The sequence below is a fragment of the Terrabacter sp. Root181 genome, from assembly GCF_001428505.1.
Taxonomy (GTDB): domain Bacteria; phylum Actinomycetota; class Actinomycetes; order Actinomycetales; family Dermatophilaceae; genus Terrabacter.
In genome coordinates, this window is sequence record NZ_LMHU01000007.1 from 197,554 (window position 1) to 219,903 (window position 22,350).

At 69.5% G+C, this 22,350-nt stretch carries 22 protein-coding genes; 11 read left to right on the forward strand and 11 right to left on the reverse strand.

Going from position 1 to position 22,350, the window contains the following annotated elements:
• Positions 1 to 116: 116 nt before the first annotated feature.
• Complete coding sequence (locus ASD90_RS15080; RefSeq protein WP_082588760.1) at positions 117 to 599, reverse strand: RDD family protein; 483 nt, start codon at positions 597 to 599, stop codon at positions 117 to 119.
• 198 nt (positions 600 to 797) lie between these two features.
• Here ASD90_RS15080 and glnA point away from each other — a divergent pair, with 198 nt between their 5' ends.
• Complete coding sequence (gene glnA / locus ASD90_RS15085) at positions 798 to 2,222, forward strand: type I glutamate--ammonia ligase (RefSeq protein WP_056758228.1); 1,425 nt, start codon at positions 798 to 800, stop codon at positions 2,220 to 2,222.
• Between the two features lie 29 nt (positions 2,223 to 2,251).
• Here the strand turns inward: glnA and ASD90_RS15090 are convergent, their stop codons facing one another.
• Positions 2,252 to 3,328 (reverse strand): site-specific integrase, encoded by a 1,077-nt coding sequence (locus ASD90_RS15090; protein ID WP_056758231.1) that lies wholly within the window; start codon positions 3,326 to 3,328, stop codon positions 2,252 to 2,254.
• Complete coding sequence (locus ASD90_RS15095) at positions 3,328 to 3,963, reverse strand: hypothetical protein (RefSeq protein ID WP_056758234.1); 636 nt, start codon at positions 3,961 to 3,963, stop codon at positions 3,328 to 3,330. The genes ASD90_RS15090 and ASD90_RS15095 overlap by 1 nt, the downstream gene beginning before the upstream one ends.
• A gap of 116 nt (positions 3,964 to 4,079) precedes the next feature.
• Here ASD90_RS15095 and ASD90_RS15100 point away from each other — a divergent pair, with 116 nt between their 5' ends.
• From ASD90_RS15100 to ASD90_RS15140, 8 genes are all read left to right on the forward strand, one after another.
• Complete coding sequence (locus ASD90_RS15100) at positions 4,080 to 4,265, forward strand: helix-turn-helix domain-containing protein (protein ID WP_056758922.1); 186 nt, start codon at positions 4,080 to 4,082, stop codon at positions 4,263 to 4,265.
• A 271-nt stretch (positions 4,266 to 4,536) separates the two neighbouring features.
• The gene (locus ASD90_RS23590; RefSeq protein WP_157623192.1) at positions 4,537 to 5,220 is read left to right on the forward strand and encodes a hypothetical protein; all 684 of its coding nucleotides are present in this window, start codon (positions 4,537 to 4,539) and stop codon (positions 5,218 to 5,220) included.
• On the forward strand, positions 5,217 to 5,405 hold the full coding sequence (locus ASD90_RS15110; protein ID WP_056758240.1) for a hypothetical protein: 189 nt from the start codon (positions 5,217 to 5,219) through the stop codon (positions 5,403 to 5,405). Before ASD90_RS23590 ends, ASD90_RS15110 begins: the two co-directional genes overlap by 4 nt.
• Positions 5,402 to 5,656 carry a WhiB family transcriptional regulator gene (locus tag ASD90_RS15115; RefSeq protein ID WP_056758243.1) on the forward strand — a complete coding sequence of 85 codons (255 nt, stop codon included), beginning with the start codon at positions 5,402 to 5,404 and terminating at the stop codon, positions 5,654 to 5,656. The genes ASD90_RS15110 and ASD90_RS15115 overlap by 4 nt, the downstream gene beginning before the upstream one ends.
• A gap of 164 nt (positions 5,657 to 5,820) precedes the next feature.
• Positions 5,821 to 6,057, forward strand: coding sequence for a hypothetical protein (locus ASD90_RS15120; RefSeq protein ID WP_056758246.1), 237 nt, complete (start codon positions 5,821 to 5,823; stop codon positions 6,055 to 6,057).
• Between the two features lie 204 nt (positions 6,058 to 6,261).
• A complete protein-coding gene (locus ASD90_RS15125; protein ID WP_056758249.1) occupies positions 6,262 to 6,471 on the forward strand; it encodes a hypothetical protein in 210 nt (69 codons plus the stop codon).
• A gap of 531 nt (positions 6,472 to 7,002) precedes the next feature.
• Positions 7,003 to 7,254 carry a hypothetical protein gene (locus tag ASD90_RS15135; RefSeq protein WP_157623193.1) on the forward strand — a complete coding sequence of 84 codons (252 nt, stop codon included), beginning with the start codon at positions 7,003 to 7,005 and terminating at the stop codon, positions 7,252 to 7,254.
• Between the two features lie 243 nt (positions 7,255 to 7,497).
• Positions 7,498 to 7,866 carry an HNH endonuclease gene (locus ASD90_RS15140; RefSeq protein ID WP_056758258.1) on the forward strand — a complete coding sequence of 123 codons (369 nt, stop codon included), beginning with the start codon at positions 7,498 to 7,500 and terminating at the stop codon, positions 7,864 to 7,866.
• A 191-nt stretch (positions 7,867 to 8,057) separates the two neighbouring features.
• Here ASD90_RS15140 and ASD90_RS15145 read toward each other — a convergent pair whose 3' ends face one another.
• From ASD90_RS15145 to ASD90_RS15170, 6 genes are all read right to left on the reverse strand, one after another.
• A complete protein-coding gene (locus tag ASD90_RS15145; RefSeq protein WP_157623194.1) occupies positions 8,058 to 8,315 on the reverse strand; it encodes a hypothetical protein in 258 nt (85 codons plus the stop codon).
• A gap of 264 nt (positions 8,316 to 8,579) precedes the next feature.
• Positions 8,580 to 9,044, reverse strand: a complete 465-nt coding sequence (locus tag ASD90_RS15150; protein WP_056758264.1) for a hypothetical protein — start codon at positions 9,042 to 9,044, stop codon at positions 8,580 to 8,582.
• 127 nt (positions 9,045 to 9,171) lie between these two features.
• Positions 9,172 to 9,801: an Abi family protein gene (locus tag ASD90_RS15155; RefSeq protein ID WP_157623195.1), complete on the reverse strand. Its 630-nt coding sequence runs from the start codon at positions 9,799 to 9,801 to the stop codon at positions 9,172 to 9,174.
• Between the two features lie 279 nt (positions 9,802 to 10,080).
• On the reverse strand, positions 10,081 to 10,308 hold the full coding sequence (locus tag ASD90_RS15160) for a three-helix bundle dimerization domain-containing protein (RefSeq protein WP_056758269.1): 228 nt from the start codon (positions 10,306 to 10,308) through the stop codon (positions 10,081 to 10,083).
• 199 nt (positions 10,309 to 10,507) lie between these two features.
• Complete coding sequence (locus ASD90_RS15165; RefSeq protein ID WP_056758272.1) at positions 10,508 to 10,912, reverse strand: hypothetical protein; 405 nt, start codon at positions 10,910 to 10,912, stop codon at positions 10,508 to 10,510.
• Positions 10,913 to 12,048: 1,136 nt separating this feature from the next.
• The gene (locus tag ASD90_RS15170; protein WP_056758274.1) at positions 12,049 to 15,162 is read right to left on the reverse strand and encodes a hypothetical protein; all 3,114 of its coding nucleotides are present in this window, start codon (positions 15,160 to 15,162) and stop codon (positions 12,049 to 12,051) included.
• Between the two features lie 915 nt (positions 15,163 to 16,077).
• On the opposite strand from ASD90_RS15170, the gene ASD90_RS15175 reads away from it, so the two are divergent.
• Together ASD90_RS15175 and ASD90_RS15180 are read left to right on the forward strand one after the other, a co-directional pair.
• Positions 16,078 to 16,521 carry a DUF1810 domain-containing protein gene (locus ASD90_RS15175; protein WP_056758276.1) on the forward strand — a complete coding sequence of 148 codons (444 nt, stop codon included), beginning with the start codon at positions 16,078 to 16,080 and terminating at the stop codon, positions 16,519 to 16,521.
• A 453-nt stretch (positions 16,522 to 16,974) separates the two neighbouring features.
• Positions 16,975 to 17,961, forward strand: coding sequence for a peptidoglycan-binding protein (locus tag ASD90_RS15180; protein ID WP_056758279.1), 987 nt, complete (start codon positions 16,975 to 16,977; stop codon positions 17,959 to 17,961).
• Between the two features lie 58 nt (positions 17,962 to 18,019).
• Here the strand turns inward: ASD90_RS15180 and ASD90_RS15185 are convergent, their stop codons facing one another.
• Positions 18,020 to 19,288 (reverse strand): MFS transporter, encoded by a 1,269-nt coding sequence (locus tag ASD90_RS15185; protein ID WP_056758282.1) that lies wholly within the window; start codon positions 19,286 to 19,288, stop codon positions 18,020 to 18,022.
• Complete coding sequence (locus ASD90_RS15190) at positions 19,285 to 22,317, reverse strand: bifunctional [glutamine synthetase] adenylyltransferase/[glutamine synthetase]-adenylyl-L-tyrosine phosphorylase (RefSeq protein ID WP_056758286.1); 3,033 nt, start codon at positions 22,315 to 22,317, stop codon at positions 19,285 to 19,287. Before ASD90_RS15190 ends, ASD90_RS15185 begins: the two co-directional genes overlap by 4 nt.
• Between the last annotated feature and the right edge of the window lie 33 nt (positions 22,318 to 22,350).

The following is a 22,350-nucleotide window of genomic DNA, read 5'->3' on the forward strand; positions in this document are numbered from 1 at the left end:
AGAAGGTATGCGGAAGGGCCGGTTCCCGTGGGAACCGGCCCTTCCGCGTACCCGTCCCGGGCAGCGCCTGCGTCGTGCCTGCGTCAGGCCTGCGTCAGGCCTGCGTCAGGCCTGCGTCAGCGGGTGCGGACGATGACAGTGTTGGGCACCTTGTCGTGCAGGCCCCGGCCGTCACGGTCCCAGACCACGGCGGGCAGGAAGAGGCAGAGCAGGAGGGTGCGCGCGATCGCCTGGAGCGGCAGGACACGCTCACCCACGAGCGAGCGCACCTGCAGGCCCATGATCCGATGGCCGATCGTGAAGCCGACCGTGCCGACGAGCACGAGGTGCATGACGCCGAACACGGCGAGCACCACGAAGCCCTGCCCTCCCGACGCCGGCGGCTGCGAGAACGGGAGCGGCACCCCGAAGAGACCCCGCGCGATGAGCGAGGCGATGGTCCAGTCGATGAGCACGCCCGCGAAGCGGATGCCGAAGCCGGCCACGGAGCCCGGTCCGTGCGGTGGCAGGCCGAGGTCGCGGCCTCGGTACTGCCCGTCGGCGCTCGTGCGCGCTCGCGGGCCCTCGAGCCACGAGCCGAAATCCTTGCGGTCCACCACGGGTCCAGCGTAACGAGGCACGGCTCGCGGGCTTTGCCCGGGCCTGTCCATCCGTAACACCCGTGAAACATGAGGGTCATTGCAGAGAAATCGGCAGTCGATAGTGTCGACACCGACAGCACGAGGCCGTCGCTCGATCTCTGCCGCTCCTCGGAGCCCAGGACCGGGAGACGACCTCGCCCCACATCAGGAGGTTGGATGTTCAGCTCAGCTGACGAGGTCCTCACGTTCATCAAGGACGAGGACGTCAAGTTCGTCGACATTCGGTTCTGCGATCTGCCCGGTGTCATGCAGCACTTCAACGTGCCGGCTGAGTCGGTCGACGAGGACTTCTTCACCGTTGGTCAGATGTTCGACGGGTCCTCTATCCGTGGCTTCCAGGCGATCCACGAGTCCGATATGAAGCTCGTGCCCGACCCCGCCACCGCCTTCGTCGACCCCTACCGCGTCGAGAAGACGCTGGTCATGAACTTCTCGATCCTCGACCCCTTCACGGACGAGCGCTACAGCCGCGACCCGCGCAACATCGCGAGCAAGGCCGAGGAGTACCTCAAGTCCACGGGTATCGCCGACACCGCCTACTTCGGCGCCGAGGCCGAGTTCTACGTCTTCGACGACGTGCGCTTCGAGACGAAGCAGAACGCCGGCTACTACTTCATCGACTCCGTCGAGGCCGCGTGGAACACCGGCCGGGAGGAGGAGGGCGGCAACAAGGGCTACAAGACCCGCTACAAGGGCGGCTACTTCCCCGTCTCCCCCGTCGACCACTTCGCCGACTTCCGCGACAAGATCTGCCTCGAGCTCAAGGAGGTCGGTCTCAACGTCGAGCGCAGCCACCACGAGGTCGGCACCGCGGGTCAGATGGAGATCAACTACCGCTTCAACACGCTGCTGCACTCCGGCGACGACCTGATGAAGTTCAAGTACGTCGTCAAGAACTCGGCGTGGAAGCAGGGCCACACCGCGACGTTCATGCCGAAGCCGCTCTTCGGTGACAACGGCTCGGGCATGCACACGCACCAGTCGCTCTGGAAGGACGGCGAGCCCCTCTTCTACGACGAGCGCGGCTACGGCGGTCTGTCCGACCTCGCGCGCTGGTACATCGGCGGCCTGCTCAAGCACGCCCCGTCGCTGCTCGCCTTCACGAACCCGACGGTGAACTCCTACCACCGCCTGGTCCCCGGCTACGAGGCGCCGGTCAACCTGGTCTACTCGGCCCGCAACCGCTCGGCGTGCGTCCGCATCCCGATCACCGGCACGTCGCCGAAGGCCAAGCGCATCGAGTTCCGCGTTCCCGACCCGTCGGCGAACCCGTACCTCTGCTTCGCCGCCCAGCTCATGGCCGGTCTCGATGGCATCAAGAACCGCATCGAGCCGCCGGAGCCGGTCGACAAGGACCTCTACGAGCTGCCGCCCGAGGAGCACGCCGCGATCCAGCAGGTGCCCGGCTCGCTGCCCGAGGTGCTCGACGCCCTCGAGGCCGACCACGACTACCTCCTCGAGGGCGACGTGTTCACGCAGGACCTCATCGAGGCCTGGGTCGAGTACAAGCGCAAGAACGAGGTCGACCCGATCCGCTTCCGTCCGCACCCGCACGAGTTCGAACTGTACTTCGACATCTGAGCCTCACAGCGCTCTGACGTGCTGAAACGTCAGGTGCTCACCTCCTTTGTCCTTGACTTGTCCTCACGGGCAGCCAGAGCCACGGCGACGGCAGCCCGTGAGGACTCGTCTTTGTCCGGCCACATGTGTCCGTAGGTGTTGAGAGTCGTCATGGCGGACGCGTGCCGCAGCCGCGTCTGCACCACCTTGACGTCTAGACCCGCACTGATGAGCAGCGACGCGAAGTAGTGGCGGCAGTCATGGAACCGGAAGCCCTCGGGCAGGCCCTCGACACTCCCCCGCACTTCGCGCATGGCACGTTCGATCGCCCACGGGGTGGCTGGCCGCATGATCTCGTTCGTTACCAGGACTTCGGCCCCTGAGCGAGCCACCTCCGCCGAGAGCATCAGCGCCAGCTCGGGCGGGATTGGCACCGATGTCCGCGACGTCTCCGACTTGAGTGGCTTGTCGGGGTACTGAGTCGCCGGGTGGATGATGCCGCGCATGAAGTCGACGTCCGAGACCCGCAGGGCCGCCGCCTCAGCGAGCCGCAGACCGGCGAAGGCGCCGAGCAGGATGGCTGGACGCAGCCCCTCGGGAAACGCCTCGTAGAGCGCCCAGATCTGCTCCGTGGTGGCGACGTAGGGCCGCTGCTCCCCCGTCTTCGGCGCTGTCTTCCGGGAGCACGGAGAGCGCGGGATGATCCCGTCCGCGACGGCGTCGCCCATGACCTGGGCGAGCCGGCGGTATGTCGCGTAGACGTAGGACGGCTCATAGCCGTCAGCACTCAGCTTCGCGGTCCACGCCTTCACGGTCGACGGGCGGACCGAGGAGAGCTGCATCGGTCCGAACGCTTGCCGTATCAGCCGCAGGTGGACCTTCGCCTGCCGCACCGTGGCGGGAGCCCGAGAGGCGTACCCCTCGAGCCACGTGTCGCACCACTGATCGACTGTCTGGCGTGCTGTCCGGGGGTCGACGTGCGTGCCCGAGACGAGGGCCGCGGTCTGCTCGTCAATCCACCGCTGCCCGTCGACCTTCCGGTCGAATCGGCGCGCGTGCTGCTTGCCGGCACTGTCGTAGTAGCGGGCCTGCCAGCGCCCGCTCGGTTGCTTCCTGATGCTGGCCATCAGTCCACCCCCTTCTCGAGCATCGTTCTTGCCGCCGGCGTGAGGCGACCGCCTCGGCGCCCTGGCGTCGTTCCCTCGAACAGTTGGGGCTCCGCGTCGGTGCGAGCCCAAGCCAACAGATTGCGCACGCTACCCCTGCTCAGATGATGCTCTCGGGCGACATCGTCCAAGGTGTGGCCAGACGCGAAAGCCCGCTCCACCGATTCGAGGATGCGCAGCTTCTCGCCGAGTGACCTTGCGGGCGGTCGACCGCGCCGCGGTCGCTCTTGACGCGTCAGGAGCTCGACCGGCTCCACGCGCCCACGCCTCACAAGGTCGCGGGCCATCTCGAGGAGTCTCGTCTGCGACGCCTCTTCGAAGACCCGCCGCGGGATGCCCTCAGACGGTGCGCTTTGCTCGGCGGCCCGGTAGAGCGAGCGATCTTGCTCCGCGTCATCCGCCAGCAGAATGGCGAGCTGCTTAGCGACACCTGAAGACATCTCCACGGAGTCCATCTCTGGCACCACTCGCACGCGGTAGTCGATGCATCGCGGCTCCGAACCGTCGACCCCGACGAACGTGCCCACCACAACCCATCGGACATGGCCGCGCCTGTCCTTCACTGCCTGGCTGATGGTCAGTCGCCCCTCGCTCATCGGCGGTCCCTCCAAAGTGTGTCCGGTGCGTATTAGGTGACAGTCTGTCACCGTCTCCATAGTGCTGTCAACGGTTATCGCGGACAGTCCGCCACCGTCATGGATATGGAGTGGTGATGAGCAGATACCTGACTACGGAGGAGGTAGCAGACCTCTTGCGCACAAGCGCCGAGACAGTCCGCTACTGGCGTCACATCGGCAAGGGACCCGACGCATTCAAGGTCGGCCGGCGCGTGCTCTACGCGCTCGAGGACGTCGAGCGCTTCATCGAGCTGGCGCGGCGGGGCGCCAACGTCGCATGAGCCCGGACAGCAGGAGAGGCCGCCCCTGGACAGGTGAACGGCCTCTAGACCCCGGCAATGAAGTCACTGCGACTGTACCGCGCGAATTCTCAACGGTACGAACCGCGCTCGGCATGCGACCAGCTCCACCACCCCCGACCTACTGCCCGTGGTGTGGCGCCGAGCCCGGACAGCCGTGTCGCGCGGTCACTCTTCACCAGGGGGTGCGCCGGCCGCTGCGCCTGCGGTCGACGCAGGACGGCTGCCACCACTCCAGGGCTGGTGAGGTGGCATGACATGGACGCGCCTGAGCGATGACTACAGCGACCGCCTCGACCTGCTCGGACTGTCACGCTCTGCGCGGCTCCTCGACGTCGAGGGCCTCGTGTGGTGCAACCGCAACACCACGGACGGCTACCTACCGCGCGCCGCGCTCCGCAAGGTGACGGACTCCGAAGACCCTGCCGCCGACGTCGCCGAGCTGGTGGCGGCCGGCCGATGGGACGACGCCGAGACGGGCTGGCAGCTCGACTGGTCCGACCAGGAGAAGGCCGAGGATGTCCAGGGCCGTCGAGAGGAGTGGCGTCGTCGAGACGACCGCCGACGACGCCACAACAAGGGCGACCACTCAGCCTGTGATCCTCAACGTTGCTGGGCACTCACGCGTGAGACACCCCGTGAGACCACCGGTGAGTCACGCCCTCCCGTTCCCGGTCCCGTCCCGCTCCCGACCCTTAGGGAGGGAGAGGGAGGAGGCGCTGGCGCGCGCTCCGCTAGGGCTACGCGCTCGCAGCACCAGGAGGCAGACGACCCGCGCCTCACTGAGCTTCTCGCCCGCCGCGAAGAGAACGGGCACGCCTTCAACGACGACGGCTCCGGCCTGTCTTGCCAAGGAGTGAGGCGGGACGGCGAGGCCTTCACGGGATGCGGCCTCGGACCGAATCACATCATTCACATCGATGGAGGCCCCAGGTGAGCCACCGATACGACCGAACGGGTGAGCGGATCGACGACGAGCCGCAAGTCTCAGTCTCCGACGTCGTGCGCCACGTCCTCGCGATTGCCCTCCAGGCCGCGCCCGCGCTCTGTCCGCTCTGCGGAGGGCTGGTCAGGCCCGGCTGGACCGTGCACCCCTCGTGCGCCAAGGCGACCGACGAGTGACGGCGCGTGAGGCCTTCAACGTCGCGCTGCTCGACCTGCTCGACGACGGGGGCAAGCTCGCATGCGCCGACGACCCGGACGCATGGACTGGCGACGACCCCGCAGAGAAGGCGCGAGCCGCCCGGATCTGTCGGTCCTGCCCACTGCTTCCGCACTGTGCAGCGGTGGCTGTCGAGGAGAAGCACCAACACGGGGTGTGGGCCGGCGTCGATTTCGGCGATCGCGCCGCACGGAAGGCGGTCGCGTCATGACCGACACCCCGCCCATGACTCACCGCCATGGATGCCCGCTGCCGGGCCTGCGAGCCAGCGTCGTTGGCGACCTGTGCGTCATCCGCTGCGCCGGCTGTGGCGCCGTCGCGGTCCAGAGAACCCAAACCCCGAAATGACATCGCCCACCGGACAGGAGAACTGACATGGACGCAGGACAGCACCGACAGACCGCCGAGCGGCTCGCCACCGACGCCGTGACGCGACTCGCAGACGGCGAGACCGAGGCGGCCAGCACGCTCGCAACTCTGGCCCAGGCGCACGCCACCATCGCCCAGGCCGACGCCGTGTCGACCGTCGCCCACTGGCTCGAGCCCCGCCCACGCGAGGCAGACGACACCGACCAGACGACGACCAAGGAGACTCGCCGTGCCACGCCGTAACGCCGACCCACGCAGCCGCAATCGACCACGCACCGCGGCGCCCGCCGACTCGCACGCCGCCCCACCCGAGTCGCCCACCGCCGCGGCGCGACGGCTCGTCCTCGACGGCCTGTGCTCGCCGTACATCCTCGAGGCGCCGCTCGTGCCACCGACTCGCAGAGACCGCGCCCAGCCGGGAGACACCCCCACACGATCGGACAACCGATGACCGACCCCACCGACTGCCAGTGCGTCGACCTCGACCACGCCCTGCGGCTCACCCTCGAAGGCCACACCCTGCCGCACTGCGACACCCACGACGACGCCAGCCCAGGCAACCCGGGCGCAGCTCTGGCACTCAACGACGACGCCAGCCTCATCGCCAAGATCGGCGCCCACCTCGGCGCCACCACCAACGCCATCACCGACCTCTAGGAGAGACCATGAACATCCCCGCCACCACCACGATCAAGGCCCTGACCGCCGACCTCACCGCCGCAGGAATCGCGACCCCCACGCCCGCCGTGCGCTGGCTCGCCATCCGCGACCAGCTCGCAGCCATGAACGGCGATGAGCCCGAAGACCTGCAGGCCATCGTCGACCAACTCGAGCCCGACAACATCGCAGCGATCCTCGACGACCTCGTGCGCCACCGGGTAGAGGCCGCCGAACGACGCCGCGCCACCGGCGAGCTCATCGAAGCCGCCGCCGGCAACGCCGTCCGCGCCATCCGCTCCGAGAGCGACAGCATCCTCGCCAGCGCCCGCAAGGGCTTCGACAAGGCAGCCAAGGTCATCAGCGACAACGCCGGCGCCTACAGCCCCGGCGAGGCGGCCGGGGACGTCCTCGAGCGAGGCGACGCAGCCACCGCGGCCTGGACCGCCATCCGCGACGCCTCGCGCCCTGGATGGCTACCTGCAGCTCTGGGCCAACCTCTACGGCGCCCCGGTCAGCACAGACGCCGTGGTGGCCACCTACGACGCCAACCACTGGCACCGAGTGGACGCCGCAGACGCGTTCGCCAGCACCGACCGCTGGCACGCCCTGGCCGCCCAGGGACTCACCCTGCGGCTCAACACCTACACGGAGGCACTCGGGCTCGAGGCGGACACGCCCTACCGCGAGCTGCGTGCCGAGGTCACCAGTGAGAACGGATTCCGCGGAGCCCGCCTGACCCGCGAGCCGGCCGGCCATTCAGGAAGCACCTTCGGGTTCTGACATGAACGTCCACGGCACGAGCGGGCTGCCCGGTCCGCTCGTGCCGTGGCACCCCTCGGAATGACCCCGGCCCCCCTCCCTCGGTCGGGGCCTGCGGACACCTCGTCGGCATAGGTCCCCGTACCCCCCCGAATGACCCCCTGCCTTCGAGGAGGCCGCAGTGGCACGCCTAGACGACCTCAGGGCGCTGCGTGAGGACCAGGTCCACTTACACACACAGAGCGCCAAAACACAGGAGACGCAATGGCAGGCGAGCACCGAGCACAGGCCAACGGCCACCGCTACCGAGAAGCCAAGGCCCGATTCGTCAGGCGCGCCGAGCCGTGGTGTGGCGTCTGCGGCGCCGAGGTTGACAAGGCTCTCAAGTGGCCCGACCCCGACAGCCCCAGCGTCGACCACATCATCCCGCTGGCCAAGGGAGGCGACGCGATGGACACCAGCGGGTGGCAGCTGGCCCACCTACATTGCAACCGTGCCAAGTCCGACCGCCTCGACTACGGACAGGCAGCCGCCTGCCCTCGCCTGCACTGCCCGCCAGGACCATCGACACCCGAGTGTCCCTACGGCCCCGGCTACCACTGGCCCGAGCCGACCGTCAGGCTCGCATGGTGAAGGGGTGGGGGGAGACCCAGAGACGCCCACCGCGGAACCCTCGTCGGCATTGGTCCGTCTCTCTCTCCACGAGATTCTGAGGGGTCGCTCATGTGGAAAAACGGCGTGGGGGGTGCCCGCCTATGTCGAGGAATGGCGGCTGGGCATGGTCGGACTCCCCTCCCCACCTCGCGTGCGACCCGTCGCCGAGCTCAGCCCGCGAGGACCAGGCCGAGAGTCGCAACGACGAGCCCGACCGTGGCGACCACGAGCGCCCACGTCGCCACGAGTATCTGGCGAGAGGCCCGACGCTGTGCCTCCATGTGAGCCTCAGCCACCCACACGTCGAGGACGGAGGCAGCGCCCCATGAGACGTTCGGTCCACCTACCTCGCGGAGCAGCTTCTGGATCCTCTCCATGTCCGCCGCGCTCACCTGGTCGACCGTCTCTCTGCCTGTTCCCCTGCGCATTGCGTGAGCCTAAGGCCGCGGCCTTGTGAATGCCTGTTGGAAGGGCCGCCTACCCGGACCGCCTACCCCTGAGCAGATAGCCTCCACTCCATGAGGGATGACATCGAGTGCCCCGAGTGCGGGGAGCGGTCGGTCACAGAGAGGCCGCGGAAGGTCACGAGGATGGGTGCCCCGGTCAAGCCGGAGCGGCGTGACTATCTCTGTTCGGCGTGCGGCCACTCCTGGATTACGCCCAGACCCGAGGGCGCGTAGCGCACGGGGGAGCTATTCGATCCTGAGCGTGTCGGTCGCCTCGTGGTGGCCGAGATCGTCATCCCAAGCAATCCGGACAGGGATCGGGTGGAGCATGTCCGCCTCGCTTAGATCGATCCGGCCCCGGTATGTCGCATCCGGCTCGAGGGTGCCAACCTCGGTCACCTCGTCCATCCAGTGTGGCTTGACGGTGAGATCCGCGACCACGACGCGTGCGTTGGTTGCCCGAGCCTTGCCGGAGTTGCGTAACGTCCACGGACGAAAAGCGTTGCCGCCCTCAGCGCTTCCAGATATGGACAGCCGTGCCCTGTGCAACTCTTGGGCCTGTCGTCGTCGGTCCTCTAGCTCGTCGTCCCGGCGCGCTTCTTCGATGGCGACGACCGCGGACGCTGCATCCGCCTGCCGCTTGGTGTACAGCGCTGACGCGCCGGCCGCGATGATGGCGATTACTGACAGGACGAGCGCGGCTATCTCCATGCCGCCAAGGATGGCAGGTGGCTCCACAGGCCCGAGGAAGTCGTCACCCGACAGGCCGCAAGAGTCCTGCGTCGAGCCACTGTGTCACGAGCGCACCGTCACTTCTCTTACAAGGTAGGACACCCCCCTAGAGGGCGCTGACTGCGCCCTCTAGCGCAACGCTCTCCGTGCGTATCCAGTCTCGGGTGTGCGTGCAGATGTGACCCGCGAGTTCGAGGGCATCGCGCTTGACGGCCTTGGGATCCGCGAGCCGCTGGTGGTGTGCAATCGTGTTGCGGGCGTCGTTCACGCGCATGGCCAGTTGAAACAGGGTGTCTCGCCTTCCTCGGTAGTTGGGGAATGCCGAGTAGAGATATGGAGTCCACAGCGGCCTGTCGTATTGCCTCGACAGCAGGAAGCGCCAGAACCCGAAGTTGAGCTCGGCAACGATGTGGCCTGGGGTCTCGTTGGCTTCGTACTTCGCGACACGCTGGCGAGCCTTGGCGATGTCGTCTTTGGTCTCGCCATTGAAGACAACGCTCAACCGGTCATACCAGTTTGGGGAGTGAGCACAGAGCGAGTCGTGCATTGCGTTGCGCATGACCACCTCCACGTGTCCGATGGTCTGCCAGAGCACCGTCGCTGCCCTGGCTTGCGTGGAGTAGAGCGTAAGGGCTTGCTGCTCATCGCCCCCCGCCGTTGTGAGGTAGCGCGCCATGCGTGGGGCGGAGAAGCGCCCGACGATCGTCGCGGCATGCCAGTTGATGGAGCAGCTCACGCCCTGTAGTCTGACGCATGAAGACCCCGGTACCGCTCTGGCCTCACGGCTAGTCGCGCCGGGGTTTCAGGTTTCTGGAGGTAGTCCTCTGGGAGAGCGCATGGGCGTGTTTGTTGGGCCGCTGTGGGGGTGCCGAGGTCTCAAGGTGGGGCAGATGAGAGGTGGCCACCCCCTCGGGGGTCGGAGTGGCCACCTCTCATAGGACAACATCGTGAGCGAGCCCGCGAGCGTTACTCAGGGCAGGCCACACCTCGGGCGCGTATCCGAACTTGGCCATCGTTACCCCTGCGCCCCCTCGGAGACACCGTCACGATCAGCGATGGCCGCCAGGCGGTCCCGCGCCGAGTGCTCGACCAGTACCGGCACGAAGTCCCTGATGCCGCCCGTCAGCTCTGAGTGTGCGAGCCGAACGGCCGCCTCGATCACCTCAGCACCAAGCTGCGGGAACCGCTCGCCCAGCCTGACCCGCACCTGCTCGATCTCGTGGGCTTCCACCTTCGGGTCCATGGCTCAAGAGCGTCCCCCAAGACATCGCCAGACGGCAAGAGCGGGGCACCAGCGCGGTACGTATGTACCAAGAGCCCCCGCCCTCATTGGGCGGGGGCTCCGTGCTGGCCCTCGGTTGGCGTGGGGCGCCGGGCCAGCATTCTGCGATCTGGTCGCTGCCGTCACCCTAGAGGGCGGTACCGACAGCGGCTTGGCAGGCTCAGAGCTTCCGGACCTCCCGGACCTCTCCGTCGTAGGTCCGGGAGAACACGGGTGCGTCCGCGGCGTTGGCCCCGAGCGCCTCGCGGGTGGTCCAGTAGTGGTCGTGAGCCAGGTCGAGCTCGTACCGCTCTAGCGTCTTGCGCAGGATTCGGATGTCGTCCGGCGTCAACAGCACGTCTGCGCTCCCGAAGGAGGCGTCCTGGATCTCGAGGTGGACTCCGGGTTGTCCGTGGTCGTGCCCGGCGAGCACGTCCTCGTGGTGGACCATCTTGATGGCCACCCAGGCGTCATCGTGCTCCGGACGGAATCGGGTGACGTCGCCTTTGTGCGCCTGGTCCGGGGCGGAGTCGCCGTTGGCGTCAGGCTGGCACTCGTCGCCGAGGTCGCACCACGTGGGGTGCATGTCGGCAGCGGGGATGGTGTATTTCGGGGCAGCGGTTGGTGCACTGTTGGACATGGGTCGTTCGCCTTTCAAGGGAAGGTGTTCGGTCAAGGCCTCCGGTAGGTGTTCCTGCACCCGCCGGGGGCCGTCTTGTTCTCTACTGGTTGGCCGCAGCTCGGTGTGAGCCGCTGACGAACGGCACGCTAACCCGAAGGGGGGACAGGCGTGCCGCGTTTGCGTGAATCCATAGGGAATGCCGCCTGTGGGCGTGTCCGGTCGGATACGTGTAGGTGAGGCCTCCGATGTGTCGGAGGGTCTCCCTGGTGGACTTGCTGGTCATGGCGGGCATCTCCCCTGCTGGGCTCTTGTCCTTGCGTTGTCCTTGCGAGGTTCACAAACGCCCAACGCAATCCAACGCTGCGGATCGGCGTTCGTGCTGGTCAGAGCCCTAATGCCACGGCAACCAACGGCTGCCAACTATGCGGGGAGAGTTCGAGATGTACTTCGACATCTGAGTCCTGCTGGAACGCATCAACGAATACGTCAGTGTCACAAGGCTTTACCAAGCGCGGGCCCCTGTCTGGGGCCCGCGTTTGGCACATCTTTGGCACGGCTCACTGCCTCGATGAGATCCGCTGCGCCCCACTACGGGCTGACGACGACAGCGTCGAACCATGCCTGCCGCGCGACTCGACGCGGCTGCAGGGCGTAACGCAACGGCACGGCGTGGTTTCGCAACCTTCGCGGTGCCGACCTCGCCCCTAGGGCCCGTCCACTGACCGGTCTCACTTGGTGACGAACTATCGACGCCATGCGAGGTAGACGCGATGACGTGGACCTCCCACCGACGCACACAGAGACGTTCTTGGAACGCTGGGCACGCCAGCACGACGAGCTACCGAACACGTGGGCTGCCACCGTCGCCCCGACCTCGCGCGAAGTCGCAAGACGTGGCCTCACTCCCGACAAGCCGCCACGTCATGCCACAACAGAACTGAGTCACCTGTTGTCGCACACGACTCCGGCGCACGCTCCGAACGTGTGACTCACGGAAGGGATCGAATACCCGGGGTGGTCTTTCGGGACCCGCACGGCGCCGAATCCCGAATTCCGTCGGGGGGCGCGGGCCGAACTTCAGCGCGCAGGTGCCGCGATCATCACACGGCCGGATCTACCAGGGCGATGGCGTCGCCCAACCGCCCGCGTCCCGAAACGACCGGTGCCTGGTTCAAGGACTCCCCGTTCGGGACCTGAGCCGCCTGTTGCGCCAGGGCGCGGTCCATCGTCTCGATGCTCTGCTGCGACAGGACCCAGCCGAGCGGGGCCGTGACTGCGGGAAAGGTCGACTCGTGGACAAGGACCACCGAGTGCGGCCGCCACCCCTCGACCGCGGTGCGTACCGCGGTCACGTCCTGCCCTCCAGGCAGGATGGACTCGGCCGAGACGAGCCGTTCGGCTTCGCGCAGCAGCGCCGGGGTGTCGACGAGCGATGACTTCGCGCGCCCTGTCGTGCGCTGGGGCACGAGCAGCTCCGGTGTCTTCTGCGGGGGCTCGGCCCGCAGGTCGGTACCGGTGCCATTGTCGAGGTAGATGACCACCGGCACGATGAGGTCGGGCTGAGCACTCTGGAGCGCGGTCGCGTTGTGAGCCTGGACGAGCGCGAGCCATTCTGGGGCGAGGTCGACGATCGTCTTGATGCCGGAGTTCTCGACGTACCCGCCATCGACGAACTGCTGGGCCGGCTGGTCGCCGCACGGGCCAGCGACCCCGCTCGGGGTCACGAACGGGAAGCGGGACGCGAGCAGCGCCGCGGTCGCAGCCGTCAGCGGTCCCAGACACAGGTCATCGGCGCGTGTCTGCGCGCCGGTCGCGGCGTTGGACCGGTCCATACGGAGTGTCTCGAACAGGTCGAGGGTGTGCCCGGCGGGGGCGGAGACGGCATCGCACTCGGCGTCCGGGTTGGTGCTCAACGCGATCTGGCTGATCCACATGCGGCACCCGTCCGAGACCCGGGTGGAGTTCAGCACGAGGGCGCCGCTCCGGCTGGAGGTCGCGGCGGCCTGGCCCTGCTGCGTGGTCGGCAGGAAGGGCACGTCCAGCCCGGACGAGGCCGCCCAGACCTGTTCCATCAGGGCGCCGCGGTCTCTCCAGACCGGGCCGGAGCTCGCTGGTTCCTGCTCGTGGCCGGGGGTCCCGAAGATGGGTAGCCCGGTCGCGGCGTAGAGCAGGTCCCGGACGAAGAGGCCGACGCTCGCCTGGCCCAGCGCGTCCGGTCCGGCCATCTTCACCACGCGGGTGCGGGCCGAGTCCTGACCGGCGAACCGCGCAACGGTCACCCCGACAGCGCCGCCGCTGGCGCCACCGGCGAGCAGCGGGCTGGCGCACTGCGACGGTGGTGCCGCCGCCCAGTTGATGCCGTCTGGCGACGCGGACGCGGAGGTGCTCAGCAGGTCCAGGGCAGCTGCCGACCAGTAGGCGGCCCGGATGCCGCCACCCTCGGCTGCCACGAGGAACATCGGGCGCACCGTGATCGTCCGTGACCCGCTGGACACCTCGTGCCCGCAGTCGGCTGTCGCGGTCACCCAGTGGTCGAACACGGTCGTGAAGTCCCGCCGCTCCGTCAGGGCCGCTGCGGTCTTCGCTGAATCGGAGGCCTTGCCCGAGGCCGTACCCGAGGCCGCAGCCGGGGCCGGTGTCCGGACGAGGCCGTCCACGCCGTGCAGGTTCGCGTCGTCGCCCAGCGTCGACGTGAAGAACAGCGCCGCAAGGATGATCGTCGTGACGGGGACGGCTGGGGTGTTGATCGGCTTGAACCAGAACACCTCGGGGCTCAGCTTCAGCTCGAGCATGACGACCGCTCCACCGAGGACAAGGCACGCGGCCAGCAGAGCGAGCGCCGACGTGCCGATCACACCGACATGCGCGGCGAACCACTCGGGCGCCAGGCCGATCGCCAGCAGGAGCGCGACACCGGCCCCAAGGACACCCATGCGGGCCGGCAGGCTGGGTGGCGTGAGCAGCGCCGGCGACATGATCCGGCGGAGCGTCGCCGCGAAACCGGTCGCTGATGCCGGCAGGTCGGTGACGGTCACCAGGTCGGTAGCCCATCGCATCACGGGCCACACGGCCACGGCTCCGACGGCTCCGACGACAAGGCCCACCACCGCCCAGCCCGCCGTGATGGGCGCCCCCGCCAGGTAGAGAGCCACCACGGAGGTGTAGGACCGCACCAGCCCGAGGGCGGCGATGACGATGGCCGCCGTGGCGATGATGTCGCCCGAGCGGGCCACGACCGCCTTGGTCGCCGCTGACGGCGAGCCGAAGCTCGGCCTCGGGAACCAGGGCGACCCAGAGACCTGACCGGCCGTCGTGTGACGCCACCGGATCCAGCGGGACACCGACGCAATGAGTACCGGGATACCGACGAACAGGCTCAGCGGCCACCACAGCAGCCCCGGCACCTCCGTCAGGGTCGCCGACCCCCGCACCAGCATCACGACCCAGCAGATGAGCACCAGGGCGGGCACGATGACGACGAGCCCCAACGATGCCCGCATCGGGTCGGTCGGGGTGGGCGTCGGCGGGTGCCACACCGTGGCGGACCGGAGCCGTCCCAGCGCCAGGAGGCTGACCGCGACGAGGAACACGACGATCGTGGCGGCCACAGCGTGCCCGAAGCCGTCGAGCAGCCATCGACGCTGCACGTCGGGTAGCTGATCGAGCAGGTCGTTTCCGGGCATCACGCCGATGACGGCGAGCGGCACCACGGCCAGCACGGAGAACCGCTGACGGTACGCGCCGACCACCCAGCGGCCGAGCCGTCCGCGGTAGGCGGTGTCCTCCCGCGCCCGGTAGAACACCGTGACGAGCGCTGCCGCCAGCGAGAGCGTCTTCAGCAGCGTCGCCCCGTACAGCACCCATGACAGGGCGCTCGCGACTCCCGAGGGCGGCTTGACCCAGTGGGTCGCGATGATTGCGAGCACGTCCTCGACGAGGTCGAACCCGGCCATGAAGGAGACGGCGACCGCGAGCGCTTTCCACGAGGTACGTTTCGCTGTCCACGCGGCCCACAGGTAGAGGAGCACGAAGGCGAGGTCGAGGACCAGATAGATCGTCATCCACGTGGTCCGCGCATCGGCGAAGGGGCCCGTGTAGCGCGCGCCCCACCCTTCCCGTGCCGGCAGGCCCAGCCCCATCAACGTGTTGGCCGGCCATGACCGGCCTTCGGCGTCGAGCACCTCTCCGGTCACCCGGCTGAGCTCGGACATCATGAGGAACAGGACTGCTATGGCCGATGCCACCATCCCGACACGGATCCGCATCCGGATGGGCGAGGGCGGTGCGGCGACCTGGACCATCGTGACCCCCTGGTGGTGGAGCGAGCAGTCACCCCAGCATCGCCGAACGAACCTCCACTGATCACGGGTTTGCGCCCAAAGCCCGCTCGTCTAGGCAAAGTGACTCGTCCTCGGTCTCCTCGGTGACGGCATCCATGAGATCTACTGCCTTGCCTGTTCTGTCAGGCTGAGCGACTCGGGTTGGGCGCGGAGAAAGCATGCCCGGGTGAGAACGCTGGCGGTGACCTTTGGCGGTTCGTGCGCTGCCCGCGCGGAGACGCTGATTCCGACCGCGACTTGCTGCTCGGCGGGATGACGCCGACACCGGCCGACCGGAAATGCCATGTCAGCACCCTTTAGGGCGCGGGTTTGAGGCACCGCAGAGGGCCGGGCCGCCGAGGTCGACGGTGGCCGGTCGGGCGTGCAGCGTCGCCTCGACGATGCGCTGGCCCGTCGTCGGGGTCATGGGCGACGGAGTCGTGAAGGGTCGTCGCGCCGACGTCGCGGCTCCGCTCGTGCACGCCGCCAGCACGACGCCCCCAGCAAGACCGAGTCCCCGACGATGACACTGCGCCGGTCCACGGCCCTTGCGTCCACCGCACGTCCTTGCTGACGGCCACAGCGCCCACGTGGGTGGCCGACCGGAACCCTCACTCCAACTGTGCGCCGGACGGGCCCGGCGCGGAACACTCCCGAGCCCGATGTGACGAACGAGTCGGTGGGCGGACGGACCTGCCGTCGCCGAGCAGGAGAAGGTGATCACGACGATGCGGGCCGTCCCGTGACCACCGCGGCCCCACCCCGCACCGCGGTGTGCGGTCATGCGGGTCTCTCGGGTACGACTCCTCCATGACTGACGACTCCTTCGACTTCGAGCGGTTCGTGCGGGCCCAGGACGCCGGCGGCACCTACGCGACCGCCCTCGCGGAGCTGCGGGCCGGCGCGAAACGGGGCCACTGGATGTGGTTCGTCCTCCCCCAGGTCGCTGGGCTGGGCCGGAGCGAGACAGCCCGGGCGTATGCCGTGTCGGGCCTCCCCGAGGCACGCGCCTACCTGCGCCACCCGGTCCTCGGACCCCGGCTGCGCGAGTGCGCGAGGGCGCTGGACGCGCTCGGCACCGACGACGCCGTCCGGGTCCTCGGACCGGTGGACGCGGTCAAGCTGAGCTCGTCGATGACCCTCTTCGAGCGCGCCGCTCCTGACGCTGCGGGGGCCGAGCCCTTCGCCCGCGTGCTCGAGCACTTCTTCGAGGGCCGCCGCGACGGCGCGACGACGGGGATCCTCGGCCCGTGAGCGACGAACCCGTCGAGACCCACGCGGCCCCCGACGGAGGCACGCCCGTGTCCAGTGGCCCCCGAGCCCGATCCGCGGCGCTGGAAGGCGCTGTGGGTGTGCCTCGTCGGCGCCCTCGACCTCCGTGGTCGCCGGCGCCGCGGACGGGCGACGTCGACCACCTGACGCCGAGCCGGACGTCCGGCCGGGTCCCGATGCCTCGACCCCCGGCGGTGGGGCTGCCCTGCCGCGACCGAAGCGCTCGGCGCGGGATATCCGTGGCGTGTCGGCGGTGGAATTCTGTCGATGACTGGGCAGTAAACGAACAAATGGGTTAAATTGCCTCACCCGCGTTCGCAGGCTCCCTGACGGCCTCTCTCCACGCGCCCGGGATGACAACACTCCACCCCTCGCGCCCTTGCCACCCTGCCTCGCGCTCGGGTGGATCCCGCCCATCCCCGTCTGGGAGATCCCATGAAGCACCCCATCCTGCCTCGACGCCTGCGCGCGCTCGGCCTGCTGATGTCGGCCGTCGCGGCCGCCACCATCGTCGCGTCCGCAGCACCGGACGCCACGGCCGGCGGCGGCGTCGCCGTGCCCGCGACGCCGACCGGTCTGCCGTCCGCGATCGAGGGCCTCTCGCCCTACGTCCCGCCGACCGGCTGCGACCTCCGCACCCGCACCGGCTCGGCGAAGCTCGCCACGCTGATCCAGGCCACCTACGGCAACACGTACGGCCTCTCGCGCACCTGCACGTCGGCCACGACGCCGTCCTCGGAGCACTTCGAGGGTCGCGCCATCGACACGTTCTTCAACGTCCGCAACGCCACCGAGCGCGCGGAGGCGGGCGCGGTCCTGACCTGGCTCCTCGCGTACGACAAGGCCGGCAACCGCTACGCCAACGCCCGGCGGCTCGGCGTCATGTACATCATCTGGAACAACAAGATGTGGAGCTCCTACCGCTCGTCGGAGGGCTGGCGCCCGTACAGCAGCTGCGCCGACACCCCGTCGTCCGCCTACGACACGGCCTGCCACCGCAACCACATCCACCTCAGCCTCTCCTGGGAGGGCGCCAACGGGCGCACCTCCTTCTGGACCAAGGCGGTCGCCCCGGTCGACTGGGGCCCGTGCCGTCCCGCCGACCTCAACTGGTCCGCGGGGCAGGCGACCCCGAACGCGACGCGGTGCCCGAGCTACCCCGTGGTCAAGGCCCCGTCCGGAGCGAGCACCCTGCTCAAGCAGCTGGTGCCCCGCTCGGGCATGGTGCTGCGTCCGGGCATGTCAGGACCCGCGGTCACGACGCTGCAGCAGGCCATCGGCGTGTCCCCGGCGACCGGCACCTTCGCCTCGGTCACCACGAGTCGGCTCAAGACCTGGCAGAGCAAGCACGGCCTCGGGGCGACCGGCATCGCCTACCCGTCCACGTGGCGGGCCCTGCTCGCCGTCAACGGGATGCGCTGACGGCTGCGCGGCCCACGCGTACCTGTCGGACCCTCGGACGGACGTCCTCTCGCTCCGCTCAGGCGGCGCGGGAGGACGTCGTCGCGTAGGCGTGGTCGACGGCCGAACGCACTCGGCTGTGCGGCCAGGTCGCCGCGATGAGCGCGATGAGGCCCAGGCACACGGCCGCGCAGATGGTGACGGCGAGGTAGGCGCTCGAGTGCTGCCCGACCCAGCCGGCGGCGAGGTAGGACAGGCCGGCGGCGGCGATCGAGACCGACCCGGCGAGGCTGAAGATGCGGCCCCGCAGGGCCGGCTCGGTCACCAGGGCGAAGGTCGCCTGGAGCGGCACCATGAACGCCTGCATCATCCCGGACACGAAGAACAGGACGGCCACGAGCCAGATCGGCGGCTCGATGACCGTCAGCAGCAGGGGTATCGGCATCGCCAGGGCGAGCGGGACGATCGAGCGGTTCTGCTGGTGCACGTCGCGGCGCCCGATGAGGATGATGCCGACGACCGCACCGACGATCGGCGAGGCCATGAGGACACCGCCCCACCCGTTCTGGCCGGCGATCGGCAGGGCCAGCGCCTCGGGCGCGACGATGCCGAGACAGGCGACGGCGCTCAGCGTCACGAGTCGTGCGAGCACCGGGTGACGGGCGAGGTCGCCCGCGGCCGTCGTCAGGTCGCGCGCGAAACCGCGCAGGCCACGACCCCGCTCGCCCGAGACCGGCCTCAGCTCGACGACGAAGAGCGTGACGAGAGCCGCGACGACGAACGTCAGCAGGTCGAAGAGGAGTCCGGTCTCCGGACCGACGAGCACGATGAGGCCGCCGCCGACGGCGAGGCCGATCGCCTGGTTGAACTGCTCGGACATCGCCCCGAGACCGACGGCGCGGGCGTAGAGGTGGCGGTCGTCGAAGAGGTCGGTGACGAGCACCATGTAGGACGCCGTCGAGGCGCCTCCGATGAGCTCGAGCCCGAAGAGGACGAGGAACATCACCCACAGGCTCGACCCCTGAAGGACGAGCCACATGAGCCCCAGCACGCAGGCTGCCCTCAACAGGTGCGACCAGATGAGGACCCACTTGTAGGGGAAGCGGTCGACGACGGGACCGATGAGGCTGCGGCCGAAGAAGGTCGGCACGAGGCTGACCGCGAGCGTCGTGGCGGTGGCGAGCGGGGACCGGGTGCGCTCGTAGACGACCGCGGCGATGGTGACGCGCGCGATGTAGTCGCCCCACATGGACAGGGCGTTGGCCAGGAACACCGGCAGGTACCGCGGAACGCGGAGGACGGCGGCGTACGTCGGCGCGCTGTCGCCCTGCCCCTGGCTCGGATTCACGGGACGACGCTACCCCGAGGCGGGGAGTCGTAAAAGTTGAAATCCGTGGCGTGGCGGGAGCGTCGGGCGACCCGGCGCCACATCTCCGCGAGCGCTGCTCCCTCACCTGCCGACCGCCCCATGATCCGGCCGATCCCGTCGAGGTCGCGCAGGTCGGATGGGACGCTGTCGATCGGCCTGCCCCGCCACAGCACGCCGGCGTTGCGCATGAGGGCACCGAGGCGCCAGGCCTCCCGCAGCGCCCTGACGTCCTCGGTCGAGACCAGGCCGTCGGACTCGAGCGCCGCGAGGCCGGCCATCGTGCCGGTGACCCGGAGGGCGGGGTGCGCGTGGGCGTGCTCGAGCTGGTGGAGCTGGACGACCCACTCCACGTCGGTCAGGCCACCGCGCCCCAGCTTGATGTGGGTGCGCGGGTCGGCACCGCGGGGCAGGCGTTCGCTCTCGACCCTTGCCTTGAGGGTGCGGATGTCACGCACCTGGCTCTCGGTGATGCCGCCCTCGGGCCACCGCAGCGGGTCGACGAGCCCGAGGAAGGCGTCGGCCAGCGACGCCGGGCCCGCGATCGGGGTGGCGCGCAGCAGGGCCTGGAACTCCCAGGTCAGGGCCCAGCGCTCGTAGTAGGTGCGGAACGAGTCGACGCTGCGCACGAGTGGCCCGCCCTTGCCCTCGGGTCGCAGGTCGGCGTCGAGCCCGAGGGCCGGGTCGGGGCCCGAGCCGGAGAGGAGCTTGCGCAGCTCCTGCACGACCAGCGTCGCCCGGGCCTGGACGTCCTTCTCCGACGACCCCGGGTGTGGCTGGTGGACGAACATGACATCGGCGTCCGACGCGTAGCCGAGCTCACGGCCGCCGAGGCTCCCCATGGCGACGACGAGGATGTCACCGCCGACGGGCTCGCCCTCGCGCCGCTCCACCTCGCGGGTCGCGGCCTCGAGGGCGACCTGGATCGTCGACCCCGTGAGGTCGGTCAGGGCCGCGCCCACCCCGGGCAGGTCGACGGCCCCGACGAGGTCGCCCATGACGATGCGGAGCAGCTCGTGGCGCCGGATCGCGCGGACCGCGGCGACGGCGTCCACGGCCGAGTCGCGCCGTCCGGCCGCGGACTGCATCGTCGCCGTGATCGCCTCCCGCGTCCGCGGCGTCAGGCCGTTGTCGTCGCCGAGGATCGAGACGCTCTCCGGGGAGCGGACCAGCAGGTCGGCGGCATACCGGCTGCGGGCCAGGCAGTGCGCGAGACGGTCGGCGGCCCGTCCCTCGTCGCGGAGCATCTTGAGGTACCAGTGCGTCGAGCCGAGCTCGTCGGAAACGCGACGGAACGACAGGAGCCCGGCGTCGGGGTCGGCCTCGTCGGCGAACCAGCCGAGCATGACGGGCAGCAGCGTGCGCTGGATGGCGGCGCGACGGCTGACCCCGGTGGTCAGTGCCTCGATGTGGCGCAGCGCGCCGGCCGGGTCACGGAAGCCGAGGGCGAGCAGGCGCTGGCGAGCGGCCTCGGGACTGAGGCGTGCCTCGGTCGGGCTCAGCTTCGCGGCGGCCGCGAGCAGCGGCCGGTAGAAGAGCCGCTCGTGGAGCCGACGCACCTCACGGGCGGAGGCCTGGCGGTCGGCCACGACGGCCCGCTCCGGGTGGGTCCGGTGCCCCATGGCCCGGCCGAGCCGCCGCAGATCCGGATCCGTGACCGGCATCAGGTGCGTGCGGCGGAGCCGGTGCAGCTGGATGCGGTGCTCGAGGCAGCGCAGGTGCCGGTAGGCGCGGTCGAGGACGGCGGCGTCGTCGCGTCCGACGTAGCCGCCGCGGGCCAGCGCCGACAGCGCCTCGAGAGTCGTCGCGGAGCGCAGGCTCGGGTCGGTGCGGCCGTGCACGAGCTGGAGCAGCTGGACGCTGAACTCGACGTCGCGCAGGCCGCCTGGGCCGAGCTTGAGCTGGCGGGCGGCCTCGTTGGCCGGGACGTGCTGCTCGACGCGGCGCCGCATCGCCTGGACGTCCTCGACGAAGTTGTCGCGCCCGGCCGCCTCCCAGACCATCGGCGAGATCTCTGCCTTGTAGCGCAGCCCGATCTCCTTGTCACCGGCGGAGACCCACGCCTTGAGCAGGGCCTGGAACTCCCACGTCTTGGCCCACCGCTCGTAGTAGGCCTTGTGGCTGCTGATGGTGCGCACGAGTGGGCCCTGCTTGCCCTCCGGACGCAGCGCGGCGTCGACGGGCCACAGGCTGCCCTCGGGTGTCGGGGTCGAGCAGGCGCGCATGACCCCCGTCGCGAGGGCCGTGCCCACCTTGAGCGCGAGGTCCTCGTCCGCACCGTCGGCCGGCTCGGCGACGAAGATGACGTCGACGTCGCTGACGTAGTTGAGCTCCCCACCGCCCGTCTTGCCCATCCCGATGACGGCGAGACGGCACACCTCGTGCCCGTCCCCGAACTCCTCGCGCGCGATGACGAGGGCGGCCTCGAGGGCGGCCTCGGCGAGCTCGGCCAGGGCCTCACCGACGGCAGGCATCTCGGAGAGCGGGTCGGCGGCCGTGACGTCGAGCGCGGCGATGCGCAGCAGCCCGCGGCGGTACGCGATGCGCAGGGCGTCGAGCGGCGTGTGCTCCCCACGCTCGTCGGTCACGGCATGGACGAGGTCGCTGCGCACCTGCTCGCCCGTGCGGCGCTCGGCGCGAGCGGCGTCGACCCAGTGCTCCGGGTGCCGGACGAGCTCGTCGACGAGCGCCGTCGAGGCCCCGAGCACGCCGAGGACGCGGTCTCGGCCGACGCCAGGGGTCGCGAGCTCGGCCGCGAGGGCTGAGATCCCCCAACCGGGCGGGTCGCCGAGATGGGCGAGCGACTCCGCGACCCGCACCAGCCCGAGCAGGCACTGGTCGGGGTCGGCGGTGTCACCCATGACGGCGGCGAGGGGGTCGAGCTGTCCGTCGGGGACGGCCGAACGGATCGGCAGCAGCGCGCGGTCGTCGATGAGCCCGACGGCCCGGTCGGGGTCGGCGAAACCGAGCCGGGCCAGGGCTCCCTCGGTCGTGCTGGTGCGTGATGACATCGGTGTCGAATCGCTCGGTGGTCGTCGGCCCGT